The sequence below is a fragment of the Chlorogloeopsis fritschii PCC 6912 genome, assembly GCF_000317285.1.
Lineage (GTDB): Bacteria > Cyanobacteriota > Cyanobacteriia > Cyanobacteriales > Nostocaceae > Chlorogloeopsis > Chlorogloeopsis fritschii.
Map to the genome: position 1 here is coordinate 1 of NZ_AJLN01000116.1, position 12,770 is coordinate 12,770.

The following is a 12,770-nucleotide window of genomic DNA, read 5'->3' on the forward strand; positions in this document are numbered from 1 at the left end:
AACGGCATTTCATTCTTGCTCTGTATTTGATTGATTCGCTGCTTGAAATTGATCAATCAACGCCTGAATAATCGCTTGCGGATCGTTCGTCTCTATTCCCAATTGTTGGGCAATCATCTGGCGTAAGTTCTCATCTTGCTGCATCATCACCAATAACTCTTCCAGGGTAATTGTTTGAAATTCTCCTTCTGGAAAATTTTCTGACTCGTTGACTTCCCCAGAAACATTACTTTGGGAATCTTCAAAACTTGTTGCTTCTCCTTGAGGGGATTCTTGTTGTACTGTTGGAAAATCTAGAGGTTCATGATCTGGCCCCCCATACTCCCAAATCGGCTCTTCTTGGTTGCGCATCAAAAGTTGCATCCCAATATCATAAGCAGTATCTCCTACTTCCCCAACACCCAATTCACCTAATTGCACCATTCGAGAAGCTAATTCGTTATTGGGAGTGGGTGATGCTAATAATCTTTCGCCAAAGCCTTGCAACCACTCTACCCAACGTTCCGTCGAGACGCGATGTTCGATATTATGTAGCCATTTTTGCGCCCAATGTTGTCCTCGTGCCTGATGTACTCCTTCCAACAGTTCGGTGAAGAGAAATTCCAAATCTGTATCATTGAGGGGTGGAGGCGGGGCTTTTTGAGTATCACCCACATATGTTGTTGGCACCTGTTTTTTACCAAACAAGCGTTGAAACAGCCTTTTTAGCCACCGAATGAGCCGCTTGAGCATCTGCCGCACCCTCAAGTGTTAGTTATCCTAAGATTGTAGCGATCGCCTGCCCTCTTATACTCTTTCAATTCAATAAAAACTATTAAAATCCAATTCATGCGTCACCCCTATATAGGTTATTAATAGCAGTTGACCAGTACAGATGGGTGAGTGGTAAAATAATCGTACAGGTGTACTACTACAACCTAAACACTCTGGTACTCCACCACATTGATTTTGACAGGTCGTAGGTGTTCAGATCCCCGACTTTTTAAAAAAGTCGGGGATCTATAACTCTGCCTCATCATCGCAACAGAATGTCACAATGGTTTAGCCCCGAACTTGGCTAGTTGCTAAAAACCTGAAAAGGTATTGAAATCCATGTCTTACGAACCGCTGCACCATAAGTATCGCCCCAAAAGTTTTGCTGAATTGGTGGGACAAGAAGCGATCGCTACTACCCTCACTAACGCTATCCGTGCAGCGAAAATAGCACCTGCCTATTTGTTTACCGGGCCGAGAGGTACAGGAAAAACCTCTAGCGCTCGTATTTTAGCTAAATCACTTAATTGTATTAAAAGTGACAAACCCACGTCCGAACCTTGTGGCGTATGCGATGTTTGTCAAGGAATTACTAAGGGTTATTCTTTAGACGTAATTGAAATTGATGCTGCCAGCAACACTGGTGTAGATAATATCCGCGAGATTATTGAAAGAGCGCAATTCGCCCCTGTTCAGTGTCGCTACAAAGTTTATGTGGTCGATGAGTGCCATATGCTCAGTACCGCAGCGTTCAATGCGCTACTTAAGACCCTAGAGGAACCACCTAAGCACGTTGTCTTTGTCCTGGCGACAACCGATCCGCAGCGAGTGCTACCAACGATTATTTCACGCTGTCAGCGGTTTGATTTCCGCAGGATTCCTTTAGAAGCGATGGTCAAGCATTTAAGTAACATCGCTACCCAAGAAAACATTAATATTACTCCTGAAGCAGTTACCTTAATAGCTCAAATTGCTCAGGGAGGATTGCGGGATGCGGAAAGCTTACTCGATCAGTTAAGTTTATTGTCGGGGGAAGTGACGCCTGAGCGAGTTTGGGATTTAGTGGGTTCGGTGAGCGAACGTGACTTGCTAATATTGTTGAGCGCGATCGCTTCTGACAATCCGGAAGCGGTGCTTGATTGTACTCGTAAAATCCTAGATCGCGGTCGAGAACCTCTCATCATTCTTCAGAATCTAGCTTCTTTTTACCGAGATCTACTCATTGCCAACACCGCACCTAGCCGCCACGATTTAGTGGCTTGTACTCCCCAAACTTGGCAAGCGCTGGTTGATTTATCTCAACAGTTGGATAGAAGTACCATTTTGCTAGGACAACAGCACCTGCGATCGGCTGAAGTGCAATTGAAGAATACTACCCAACCACGTTTGTGGTTAGAAGTAACACTGTTGGGATTGTTACCTTCAGCACATCATAGCAGTCAACCATCAACTACAAGCCGACCAACTCCTGCGGCAACACCAAACCTTCGCATCTCCACACCACCTCCCTCTTTTGCCCAAACTTCAAGTAATAAAGAAGACGCCCATAGGCAATACACTTCCGAACACGAGCAAACATCCGAAGTAGTCAATGGCAGACAATTCAAATCATCTGCTGCGGATGCCAAGCCTGTCTCTGAAAACGGGCACATAGCAGCAAACCCTACTTTCCAAGCAGCTAACGGCAGTGCATCGAAATCGCAGATGCCTTCTCCAGAAACGTCTGCAAGTAATCTGCCCTCCACAAAAGCTTACCCTACCGAACGAGAACCTCCAGAGGAAACGCAGTCACCTGCAAAGCCTCCTGCACAGCAAAGCTCTGGGCAAAGTAATGGTTCTTCTAAAGCACTATCTCATGATTCCGCTTCTGGTGAATTCTCTCCACCTGGTAATGACTCCTCTACAAATCAAGAGCAAGTTGCTACAACAGCAAATTTTGACTTGACTCAGATTTGGCAACAGGTACTTGCTAATTTCCAGCCTGTTTCCCGGCGGGAGCTATTGCGGCAAATGTGCCATCTGATCGAGTTTGACGGCGCTGTAGCTTGTATTGCCATCAAACAAGCTTGGTATAAAAAAGTACAGTCAGAACAGTCAAAAATTGCAGCAGCGTTTCAGGAAACTTTCCAGCGTCAGATTCAAGTAAACTTGGCATTAGCAACTGCATCAAACTCTACACTCCCTAAGAGTACTTCTTCACCTCAACCACAGCCTACTTTTAACCAGCAAAGGCATAATCCACCAGTTGAAACTGCCAAAGCAGTACAAACACCGCCTCAAAAAACGGAATCAGTTAAGAATCCCAATGTGGTAAAAACTTCACCTCCGCCACAACCACAAACTGCACCAACTGTGGATTGGGAAACTGATGAAGTGGCGATCGCCGCTCAACGTTTAGCACAGTTTTTTGATGGGCAGATTATTAATTTTACAGAGGATACAGCAGAAGTAGCTAACTCTAACAACACCGCCCAATGGGAAGAAGAAGCAGAAACAGATGAGGAATTTTAATTAGTAGGGGCGGGTTTATCTAGAATATTTCGTTATTCTAGAGAGATTGTTGTTAAAACCCGCCCTTACCTAGTTAGTAGGGGCGGGTTTATTCATAGATATCTTGTTATTTTATTGAGATTGCGGTTAAACCCGCCCATGTAGTAGTTAGTAGTTGGTTGTTAACCACTATCTACAGTAGGAGTTATTTGAACCACTATCCACTATCCACTATCTACTAACTAATTTTCACTTCCCGTATGTACAGTTTTCACCCATTTCAACCGCTTGGGGCGTACTGACATTCGGGCAGTGTTACTGCTCATCACCACTAGCCAGTGGAGCATATACAAAGTACCGCGCAAGGTTTGGAGTAGCAGCAAGAAGTAAGTAGAAATCTTGAAGCCTTTTTGTTTCCTCACCCTTGCCAAGCCAGCAAACATCCCTGCCACCGACATTGTTACGGTTAAGCCAGTTACTGGGCTGAGTATTGGCGGACGATGCTTGGCGATCGCCATCAACAAATCAGGCACTGCTGCGGTGGGCAAGATGTACTGGATCAACATGAATGCCAGCAGATCCCAGGTTTTGCGGGTGCCCATGCGGTTTTTGAGAATCAGATCCCAGTAGTCTAAATAGCGCTGATATCCCCCTTCAGCCCAACGGTTGCGCTGATGCCAAAGGGCGATCGCGCTCGTCACACCTTCTTCTTCAACCGCTGGGTGGAACACGCAATCAATATCCCAGTTGGTTAAATGTAAGCGGAGTGTCAGATCCAAGTCATCTGTGATCGTTTCTTCATTCCAGCCACCACAACCCGCAAGGGCTTTGCGCCGGACAAATTGACCATTTCCCCGCAACTCACCAATGCCACCTAAAGCAGTTCGCTGTTGCTGAATGTAGGCATCAACTGCCATTTCTGCCATCTGACCCTTTGTCCAAAAATTTTCTTCGGCGTTGGCGATCGCTTTTCGCACTTGCACCGCCCCCAGATTTTCACGTTGGAACAAGGGTATGACTTGCAGGAGCATATCTTTTGGCACTTGAGCATCAGCGTCAAATACTGCCAAAATATCCCCTTTTGTTAAGGGCAGAACCTGATTTAATGCCCCAGACTTGCCGCCACCTGCTCCCACTGGACGCTGCAACACTCTTAAATTGTCGTATTTTTGCGCCAGTTCTGCTAAGAGCTGTGGTGTTCGATCGCTGCTCTTATCGTCAACGATCCAGACTTCGTACTTGTCTTCCGGGTATTCTAAGCTGCAAAGGTTTCTGACTAATTTATCAATTACAGCCTCTTCATTTTTGGCAGCTACCAAAACCGAGACATAGGGGAAATCACCCTGGATTTGCTCGTGAGGACGGCGGGGTTTAGCAAACACCAACACCAGGGCGTGCAGCCCAAGAATTGTAGTTAGTCCCAGTACAAACAAAGAACCCCAAGAAACTAAATGCAGGGCGATCGTGCCACTCCAAACAATTGTGAGAGCCAAAGCAGCTTTGCGTCTGCGACCTTGAAAGCGGGATGGAACAGACACGGGAGTTGATGTCTCTTCCTCCAGCACATCTTCTTGCACCGATAGGTCGGCAAGCAAGGAGTCGAGCGGATCAAGCTCGTTGTAAGAATCGTTTTCGGGCCAGAAATTCGCTGGCATAGGTAACTTGATTCAACCACCAGTATTTGTCAACACCCATAAAGAAGCTGGGTATCAGATAACACCAAACCGTACAACCTTCACACACCTTGAGCTTACCTTGAGAGCGGCGGTAATTTTCCACCTCTTCCGACTCTCGATAAAGTTCGTAGAGCCGTCCTTGAATGGGAATTCCAGTTTGAGCAAAGTGGTAACAAGGCAGTAACAGTTCGTCGTTAGGAGAAATAGCAATGACCGCATCTACCGCTTTACAGCGGGGATTTTTGGTATCATTGCCGCCAGCTTCAATAAAAGCCAGTGCAGCCCTATTGTACCCGACATTCTTGTATTTCTTCGCGGTATCTTCTATTGCCGCCACCATTTCCGGGGTGGGATTTTTACCAGAGTTGTAGTTTTCATGGGCAGTGAAGGCAGGATTGAGCCAAACGCGCACACCTAAATTTTTACCCAGTTCTGCTACTTCCTCAATGCGATCATAGTTTTGAGCGGTGACGGTATGGTTGAGTACAGGATATTCTCCCAAAGACTTGGCGATTTTTACGGATTCGACCAAAGTGTCAAAAATTTTCACTCCCCGCGAGCGATCGTGAGTGTCAGCATCCGCTCCATCCAGAGAGAAATTCAAAAAGTCAACCAAGCCCTGAATTTCTTTAGCTTTCTCCGGATACAAAATTGTATTTGTCGTCATGCTGGTATAAAAACCCTGCTGCTTGGCTTCAGTATAAATTTGTCCTACATCATGCCGCAGCAGCGGTTCGCCACCTGTAAAGTCTACGTACTTTACTCCCAAGCGACGTAAATCTTGCAAGTTATGCTTGATTGTCTCAAAATTAGCTTCTTTTCCCGGTTCTAATGCCCAAATGTTACAAAAGTGACAGCGAGCATTACAACGATATGTCAAATAGTAGTTCGCAACCAGTGGAGCCATAGTGTTAAACCACTAAAGTTTTCCTTAACACATCTTTAAACGGAGTTACAAAAGAGTCAACAATAATTTAGTTATTTGTAATTTGGTCATTGGTCATTGGTCATTCTCCTTTTTCCCTTTTCCCCCTGTCCCCTGTCCCCTGTCCCCTTGTCCCCTGTCCCCTTGTCCCCTGTCCCCTTGTCCCCGTGTCCCCTGTCCCCTTGTCCCCCACTCTCCCCCTCCTCTTCCACAGGCAGCTGTGTATCAAGACGCTTTTTTGGGAATACTATCAAAGGTCACTCATATGCCTGATTTTTACTAGGGGTGTAGATGAATTATTTCAACCCTACACCTTTACACCCCATCCCCCGAATGGGACTTGGATCAACCCACTTGAGGAGTATTTAAGTTATGTCTATCGAGCAACTCCAGCCTGTCACTCAGCAGCAAGCCAATGTCTATATGCCATATACTCAAGCTAACAAGCGGAATTTCTTGCCCTACGCTATCAGTCTCTATCAAAAAAGTGTGTTGGAGGGGCAGCGCAAAATAGAAGGCAGTGAAAATATTCCTTTTGTTGCCACTTGGAATGTTGCTGCACTGCCTTCAGACTTAACTCGTTGTCGCGTTCAGTTTGATGGCAATGCGGAGCTAAATTATGAGGTGATGATGGCAAGTTTCGAGTTTATAAATTATTTAATTGAATTAATGGAAAATTACAAGCGTTATCGTGTCACTGATTTTTCTCAGACTTTCTACCGCAAGTTGCTAAAAATAGACGAATAAATTTGGCGCTAGTGATAATATCCCCCAAAAGTAATAGATTTGGGCACACCCTAATTGAAAATAAAGCTTATTTTTAGTCAAAATTCCTCCTTGCAAGTTAAGTAATCACTTCCTTTTGCATCTGTGGCTGCAACCCGATCGCCTTGGTTCGCCCTAAAATTAATAAACACTAAGCAAAGGTTGTACCGACTTTTGAAATTAGGAGTGTATGTGTGCCAAAATCCCCTAAATATTTATTAATTGGCTCGACGGAGGCTTACAGTGGTAAATCAGCGACCGTTCTAGGTTTGTATCATTTACTACAACAACAAGGGCTGGATATTACTTATGGCAAGCCGCTAGGTACGTGCTTGAGCGAATCTTCTGGAAGTGCTGTTGAGGAAGATGTCCAGTTTATTGCAGCCAGTCTCAATCTGCCAGAAAATCGTGTTGCACCTACTCTACTGGCGTTAAACGAAGTCACCATGCAAAAACGCTTGTGCGGAGAAGACACAACTGATTATCGGCAGTCTTTAGCGCAAAAATATCTACAAATGTCAGTCGGTAATTTGGTTTTACTAGAAGGGCCAGGTAACTTAGAAGAAGGCAGTTTATATAATTTGTCTTTGCCACAAGTAGCAGAAGTTATTGATGCTGCCGTGCTGTTAGTAACTCGCTATCAGTCACTGCTTTCGATTGAGTCTGTATTGTCTGCCAAGCAGCGTTTAGGAAAACGCTTAATCGGTTTTGTACTCAATGATGTTCCCGCCGAACAAACACAAATCTTTGATACAACTATCCGCCCCTTTTTAGAACAACAGGGAATTCCTGTACTGGGAATCTTACCTAGAAGCGATTTGCTACGCAGTGTTAGCGTGCGTGAACTCGTACACCAGCTAAATGCAGAAGTTCTTTGCCGCAGCGATCGCCTGGATTTGATGGTAGAAAGCCTAGCGATTGGGGCAATGAATGTTAACGCCGCCGTCAAGTATTTCCGTAAACGCCGGAATATGGCAGTAGTTACGGGAGGCGATCGCGTGGAAATTCAGCAAGCAGCTTTAGAAACTTCGACTCAATGTCTGATTCTTACCGGACAACTACCACCACCCTCTTTTATTCTCAATCGTGCTGAAGAGTTAGAAATACCTATTCTATCAGTAGACTTGGATACCCTAACTACTGTGGAAATTGTGGATAAGACTTTTGGGCAAGTGCGTGTTCACGAACCGATAAAAGTCCACTGCATTCGCCAATTGATGTCTGAACATTTTGATATCAAGCGTTTGCTCAATCTCTTGGATTTAAGTCCGGCAGCAGCTTTACCATAACCAGGATTTCTACTAACTTCAATTCTGTCATGAAGATGGAAGCTAGAGGCACAGCGTTGCTGTGCCTTGATTCATTATTATCAGTCAGCTTTTTTTGAGAGGATGTAGTGCGATCGCTTTCGGTGATGTTGGAGATGGAATTTCTCGCCTCTGGTGAGCAACTGATGGATGAAGCACCTTTGTAAAATGACCTTCTGCCACCATACAGTAATGAGCCTTATTTGTATCAGGCAAGTTGCTATCTAATTGTTGCCAGTGAACGACTGCCACTTCATCACACCAATGTGGCAAGTATCGCATAGCTTGGCGGTGCGAGCCAGAGTTGCGGTAATTGCGCATAGCCAACTCATCTTTCCAAGCAGTCAGCGTCCAAAATGCACCGTGTTCGTCTCTGAAGAGCTTACCGCTCAAAAATCCAGGAGTATTGAGAATTTGCCAAACACTCATGATGTTGTGCCATAAAAAGGCTGGTAAATAACGAGGCGCTCTCAAGTGCAAGCGCGTAACTGAAATTAATACCATGAGATTATTCTCCTAAGTTGAATAGATGATCTATCTCTCAACAAGGTGTGTCGTGACGTACAATCCTTGCTATTGCCGTCAACAAACCCTTATACTGTATTCAAACTTTTGAATATGCAACTAGTTGCTTATAAATTTAGTATATTCAAAAAATTGCATATTGTACATAAAAGATTTTTATGGCACTAGCACACGCTATCTTGGCTTCTCTAATCGATCGCCCTTGTAGTGGTTATGACTTAGCCAAAGAATTTGACGGCTCAGTCGGCTTTTTCTGGCAGGCAACTCACCAGCAAATTTACCGTGAATTGTCCAAACTAGAAGCTCAAGGTTGGGTTATTTCCAAGACAATATCGCAATCAAAACGTCCCGATAAAAAGCTCTATCAGGTGACGGAACTGGGAAAACAGCAGCTAAAAGAGTGGATTGCACAACCGTGTGAACCCGCACCAATCAAAGACGATTTATTGGTGAAAATATTTGGTGGCTATGCTGCTTCTAGAGAAGTAATTTTGGAAGAACTAGAGCGTCACCGCCAAGCACACCTAGAAAGATTGTCCACATATAAGGCTTTAGAGCAGAAATATTTTCAGAAACCTCAGGAACTGTCAGAACAAGCAAAGTTTCAATTCCTGACTCTCCTCAATGGTATTAGTTATGAGACACATTGGCTTGCTTGGTGCCAACAAGCTATCAAACTCCTTAGTTAAGAAGTCTGAAATTATAGCGAGATCTCACTCAAAGCAGCTTTGCGTTTGCTCTCATTCTGTTAAAATAACTAGGTTGTTTAATCTGATTCCGTCCGTCTTTGAGTCAGTCAATAGACCTTATTAACGTCGATACATTAGTGCAAGAACTGGCGACAATCCAACAAACAGGTTCTAAAAGGATCGCCTTGTTGGGTTCTCGTCACGTGCCGATTACACATCAAAATCTTATTGAGATGATGTCCTATGCCCTAGTTTTATCTGGCAACCGCATCATCACATCTGGTGCTACGGGTACTAATTCAGCTGCCATTAAGGGAGCAATGCGGGCTGATGCCAATTTATTAACGGTGATTCTACCCCAAAGCTTGGAAAGGCAGCCCAATGAATCCCGCCAGCAATTAGAACAAGTTATGCATCTGGTGGAAAATCCCGCTAACGATCATCTGTCTTTAGCCGAAGCGAGTTACTTGTGTAACAAGGAGATTATCTCCCGTTGCCAGCAGCTGATCTGCTTTGCGTTTCACGACAGTCGTACTCTTTTGCAAACTTGTAAGGATGCAGAAGAACAAAGAAAAGTGGTGACGCTATTCTACTTTGATTAATCATTAGCCATACGTAAGTGATAGACATAGCAAAATACCCTACGGGAAGATGCCGTCTAGGCGTCTATAGGAGTCAACAGTCAGAAGTAACACAGGCTTCATATATGACTTTGAGTCTTGGATTTTGTACCTCACTCTCGTGACAAACTGCCCTATCTCCAATTACTGGGGGTAGATGTAGTCAATGTTGGGACTAATGATTTTTGAGCAATAACTTATGGATAAATAACTACGGACACATTGTAAGAAAGGAAAACTGCCTTGCAAGTGTCCTTGAGTTTTTGCGGGTGATGTCTCTTTGTTTTAGCTGCTTTGCGGCTACGCCAAAACATCACAAGCCCAAGATTTTTAATCTTTTTCATGTTGATGTACTTATCACAAATTCCCGTTTCAGCGATTTTTCTATACTCAATTGCCGCCACGGCTGTGTTAATTTATTTGCCATTTTTGGTAGTGGTTTATGCTCGTGTAATTGTTGGGTACGATCTATCTGCTCCCCGCGCCATGTTTGATAAGCTGCCACCTTATGCCCAACGAGCTACTTGGGCACACCAAAACTCCTTTGAAGCGTTTATGCTATTTGCAGCAGCAGCATTGACAGCATATGTAACTGGAGTCAATTCTCCAATAGCTGTAGGAGCAGCTTTAGCTTTTGTCTTAGCACGTTTACTATACTCAATTTTTTATATTTTAAATAAACCCATTTTGCGCTCTACTATGTTCGGCGTTGGCTCTTTTGGAATTACTACTCTTTTTGTCTTGAGTATGCTCAAGGTTACTCAAGGCTACTAGTTAGTTGAGAAATGGTTAAATTAACCACTAAATCAATGTACGGGTGGATTTAGCTAGAATATCTTTGCGTTCAAAAGACTGAATATTGAGTTAAACCTATCCCTAGCAACAACCAATTACTAACTCTTGACTATGGCTTCTACCTATTCCTTTGACATTGTTAGCGACTTTGACAGACAAGAATTGGTTAACGCTGTCGATCAAACTGCACGAGACATTAAAAGCCGTTATGATCTCAAAGACACTCAAACAACAATAGAGTTAGGTGAACAAGATATTGTTGTGAACACCGATAGCGAGTTCACATTAGAATCTGTACACAACATTTTGCGGGAAAAAGCTGCTAAACGTAACCTTTCTCAAAAAATCTTTGATTTTGGCAAAGTGGAATCAGCTAGCGGTAACCGCGTGCGCCAAGAAATCAAACTCAAAAAAGGGATCAGCCAGGAAATTGCCAAACAAATTTCCAAGTTGATTCGTGATGAATTCAAAAAAGTGCAAGCCTCAATTCAAGGTGATGCAGTGCGTGTGAGCGCTAAAAATAAAGATGATTTGCAATCTGTCATCCAGCGCTTGAAGCAAGAAGATTATCCAGTGGCTCTGCAATTTACAAATTATCGTTAAATCTGGGTTTGTTAGTGGTTAGTGGCTAATGGCTAAATTTCGCGTCTGTAAATTGGCTAATAGCCTGGAGGCAGCAGCCCACAAACTCTCGTAACCAGGTTCAACCTGGTTACGAGAACTAGAGCCTCTGGCTCCTCTCTACTAACTACTATCTTTAATTACGAGAACCGATGCTTTTTTGAAATGCCGGACGCTCCGATAATCGCTTACAGTAGGTAAACAAAGCTGGATAGGTGCTCAAATCTAGCTTGAGCAGCATCGCAATATAAGCTAGGACAGATCCTACTGCCACATCGGCAACAGTGAATGTTCCACCCAATAAAAATTGTTGACGTTGGAGAATTTCATTGAGGGGAGTCATTAAGCGGGGTAATTCCTGCTCGCGGGTGGCTTCCATAAACACACCTGTACTCAAGGTAGAATTGGCAAACAACACCCACTGAGCTATTTTGGCACGTTCTTCTAAAGAGTGCTTGGTTTTGCCATACTTCTCATCGAGATAAAGCAAAATTGCCCCTGATTCCCAAAGCTGAAAATCACCATCAACAATTGCCGGGACTTTTCCCATCAGGTTAATTGCTAGATACTCAGGTTTACGGTGTTCTCCAGCCTGCATATCTAGCATGACAAATTCGTAGGGAATTCCCAATTCTTCTAGATACCATTGAACAATTGATGCTCGACTGCGAGCGCCGCCGTAAAGTTTCAACATAATCTTTATTTACTGATTGTTGATTTTTAGTTGTCAGCTGCTAATTGTATATAAATGTACCAGTAAACGTTTCTTTCCCCAAACGCTAACTACTACCTACTAACCACTAACAACTAAAATCTTTATGTTATAAAACTTTATGGGTGTGAGAGTGCTGTTTGACGTTATCTTCTTTGGACACAACACGTGTAGCGTTTAGTACACGTTTTCGTTCTGTAGAATAATTCAAATCGGTGTAGGTGGTGCCCAGAGCAATCAGAGATTTTGCTGTAGCACTACGCTTGTAAGTTCGAGCCGCGGCGATCGCCCGTTGCGCAAATTCATCACAGAATTGAGCTGTCTGTGGAAAGTTAGCTGGTTTTGTAAGTGTCTCGCCATCAAGTATACTGCCTAAGGTTGTTGCACAAGCAAACTTATAGGAAGTGGGAATACCTTTGACAATCGCTTCCAACGCAGCAGAAGGAATTGGTTCTATAACTTCAACTTGATGAACTTCTCCATCTTCTTTGATGAAGCAGGTTGCTAGACCGATGACAATATAATCATCGGTTGTTAAATCAGGCGTATTCGGATAAGCAATTGCTGTTGCCATAAGAAAAAATTTTCAAAACTATAATTTCAGCTAAAAAATGTCTGAGTGGCTTGTTGGCATTCTACCAAGTTGTTGATCCTACGAATTGACTACTCTGTTGGATTGATATTTGTTGTTTCTGGAATTCAACTTAGGGATGAAGTATTCATTATTAAGTTTAAGGATCTATTAGATATGACGAATACTTAGCACCTGTTGCACATATCTGTTGTAGAAGCTGAGATTCCGATAAAATGCTTCCAAGTACTCATAAGCACATTAGCAAGTGACATAGGAGCAGAACTAAAAGCACGAAAAACACTATAAATTGAGTTCAAA

The 12,770-nt window shown here is 43.6% G+C and carries 13 protein-coding genes; 7 read left to right on the plus strand and 6 right to left on the minus strand.

The window, feature by feature from the left end; translation table 11 throughout:
- Window positions 1-9: 9 nt before the first annotated feature.
- Window positions 10-732 (minus strand): hypothetical protein, encoded by a 723-nt coding sequence (locus UYC_RS0123915; protein ID WP_016874774.1) that lies wholly within the window; start codon window positions 730-732, stop codon window positions 10-12.
- Between the two features lie 360 nt (window positions 733-1,092).
- Here UYC_RS0123915 and UYC_RS0123920 point away from each other — a divergent pair, with 360 nt between their 5' ends.
- Complete coding sequence (locus tag UYC_RS0123920; RefSeq protein ID WP_016874773.1) at window positions 1,093-3,264, plus strand: DNA polymerase III subunit gamma/tau; 2,172 nt, start codon at window positions 1,093-1,095, stop codon at window positions 3,262-3,264.
- Between the two features lie 221 nt (window positions 3,265-3,485).
- Here UYC_RS0123920 and UYC_RS0123925 read toward each other — a convergent pair whose 3' ends face one another.
- Window positions 3,486-4,898, minus strand: coding sequence for a glycosyltransferase family 2 protein (locus UYC_RS0123925; RefSeq protein ID WP_016874772.1), 1,413 nt, complete (start codon window positions 4,896-4,898; stop codon window positions 3,486-3,488).
- Complete coding sequence (locus tag UYC_RS0123930; RefSeq protein ID WP_016874771.1) at window positions 4,852-5,826, minus strand: radical SAM protein; 975 nt, start codon at window positions 5,824-5,826, stop codon at window positions 4,852-4,854. Before UYC_RS0123930 ends, UYC_RS0123925 begins: the two co-directional genes overlap by 47 nt.
- Before the next feature lie 390 nt (window positions 5,827-6,216).
- Here UYC_RS0123930 and ebsA point away from each other — a divergent pair, with 390 nt between their 5' ends.
- Window positions 6,217-6,591: a type IV pilus biogenesis protein EbsA gene (gene ebsA / locus UYC_RS0123940; RefSeq protein ID WP_016874769.1), complete on the plus strand. Its 375-nt coding sequence runs from the start codon at window positions 6,217-6,219 to the stop codon at window positions 6,589-6,591.
- Window positions 6,592-6,803: 212 nt separating this feature from the next.
- Window positions 6,804-7,898 carry a phosphotransacetylase family protein gene (locus UYC_RS0123945; protein ID WP_016874768.1) on the plus strand — a complete coding sequence of 365 codons (1,095 nt, stop codon included), beginning with the start codon at window positions 6,804-6,806 and terminating at the stop codon, window positions 7,896-7,898.
- 84 nt (window positions 7,899-7,982) lie between these two features.
- Here the strand turns inward: UYC_RS0123945 and UYC_RS0123950 are convergent, their stop codons facing one another.
- Window positions 7,983-8,420, minus strand: a complete 438-nt coding sequence (locus UYC_RS0123950; RefSeq protein WP_016874767.1) for an antibiotic biosynthesis monooxygenase family protein — start codon at window positions 8,418-8,420, stop codon at window positions 7,983-7,985.
- A gap of 179 nt (window positions 8,421-8,599) precedes the next feature.
- Between UYC_RS0123950 and UYC_RS0123955 the strand changes: the two genes are divergently transcribed.
- From UYC_RS0123955 to UYC_RS0123975, 4 genes are all read left to right on the plus strand, one after another.
- Window positions 8,600-9,130 (plus strand): PadR family transcriptional regulator, encoded by a 531-nt coding sequence (locus UYC_RS0123955; protein ID WP_016874766.1) that lies wholly within the window; start codon window positions 8,600-8,602, stop codon window positions 9,128-9,130.
- A 98-nt stretch (window positions 9,131-9,228) separates the two neighbouring features.
- A complete protein-coding gene (locus UYC_RS0123960; protein ID WP_026087467.1) occupies window positions 9,229-9,732 on the plus strand; it encodes a DNA-processing protein DprA in 504 nt (167 codons plus the stop codon).
- Window positions 9,733-10,092: 360 nt separating this feature from the next.
- Complete coding sequence (locus UYC_RS0123970) at window positions 10,093-10,524, plus strand: MAPEG family protein (RefSeq protein WP_016874763.1); 432 nt, start codon at window positions 10,093-10,095, stop codon at window positions 10,522-10,524.
- A gap of 132 nt (window positions 10,525-10,656) precedes the next feature.
- The gene (locus UYC_RS0123975) at window positions 10,657-11,148 is read left to right on the plus strand and encodes a YajQ family cyclic di-GMP-binding protein (protein ID WP_016874762.1); all 492 of its coding nucleotides are present in this window, start codon (window positions 10,657-10,659) and stop codon (window positions 11,146-11,148) included.
- 154 nt (window positions 11,149-11,302) lie between these two features.
- Here UYC_RS0123975 and UYC_RS0123980 read toward each other — a convergent pair whose 3' ends face one another.
- Both UYC_RS0123980 and UYC_RS0123985 read right to left on the minus strand, forming a co-directional pair.
- A complete protein-coding gene (locus tag UYC_RS0123980; RefSeq protein WP_016874761.1) occupies window positions 11,303-11,860 on the minus strand; it encodes a glutathione S-transferase family protein in 558 nt (185 codons plus the stop codon).
- A 127-nt stretch (window positions 11,861-11,987) separates the two neighbouring features.
- Window positions 11,988-12,452: a hypothetical protein gene (locus UYC_RS0123985; RefSeq protein ID WP_016874760.1), complete on the minus strand. Its 465-nt coding sequence runs from the start codon at window positions 12,450-12,452 to the stop codon at window positions 11,988-11,990.
- Window positions 12,453-12,770 lie beyond the last annotated feature (318 nt).

Bases quoted from the DNA above. Each gene is read 5' to 3' on its own strand.
- UYC_RS0123915 (WP_016874774.1), bottom strand. From the start codon at position 732: ATGCTCAAGCGGCTCATTCGGTGGCTAAAAAGGCTGTTTCAACGCTTG.
- UYC_RS0123920 (WP_016874773.1), top strand. From the start codon at position 1,093: ATGTCTTACGAACCGCTGCACCATAAGTATCGCCCCAAAAGTTTTGCT.
- UYC_RS0123925 (WP_016874772.1), bottom strand. From the start codon at position 4,898: ATGCCAGCGAATTTCTGGCCCGAAAACGATTCTTACAACGAGCTTGAT.
- UYC_RS0123930 (WP_016874771.1), bottom strand. From the start codon at position 5,826: ATGGCTCCACTGGTTGCGAACTACTATTTGACATATCGTTGTAATGCT.
- ebsA (WP_016874769.1), top strand. From the start codon at position 6,217: ATGTCTATCGAGCAACTCCAGCCTGTCACTCAGCAGCAAGCCAATGTC.
- UYC_RS0123950 (WP_016874767.1), bottom strand. From the start codon at position 8,420: ATGGTATTAATTTCAGTTACGCGCTTGCACTTGAGAGCGCCTCGTTAT.
- UYC_RS0123955 (WP_016874766.1), top strand. From the start codon at position 8,600: ATGGCACTAGCACACGCTATCTTGGCTTCTCTAATCGATCGCCCTTGT.
- UYC_RS0123970 (WP_016874763.1), top strand. From the start codon at position 10,093: ATGTTGATGTACTTATCACAAATTCCCGTTTCAGCGATTTTTCTATAC.
- UYC_RS0123975 (WP_016874762.1), top strand. From the start codon at position 10,657: ATGGCTTCTACCTATTCCTTTGACATTGTTAGCGACTTTGACAGACAA.
- UYC_RS0123980 (WP_016874761.1), bottom strand. From the start codon at position 11,860: ATGTTGAAACTTTACGGCGGCGCTCGCAGTCGAGCATCAATTGTTCAA.
- UYC_RS0123985 (WP_016874760.1), bottom strand. From the start codon at position 12,452: ATGGCAACAGCAATTGCTTATCCGAATACGCCTGATTTAACAACCGAT.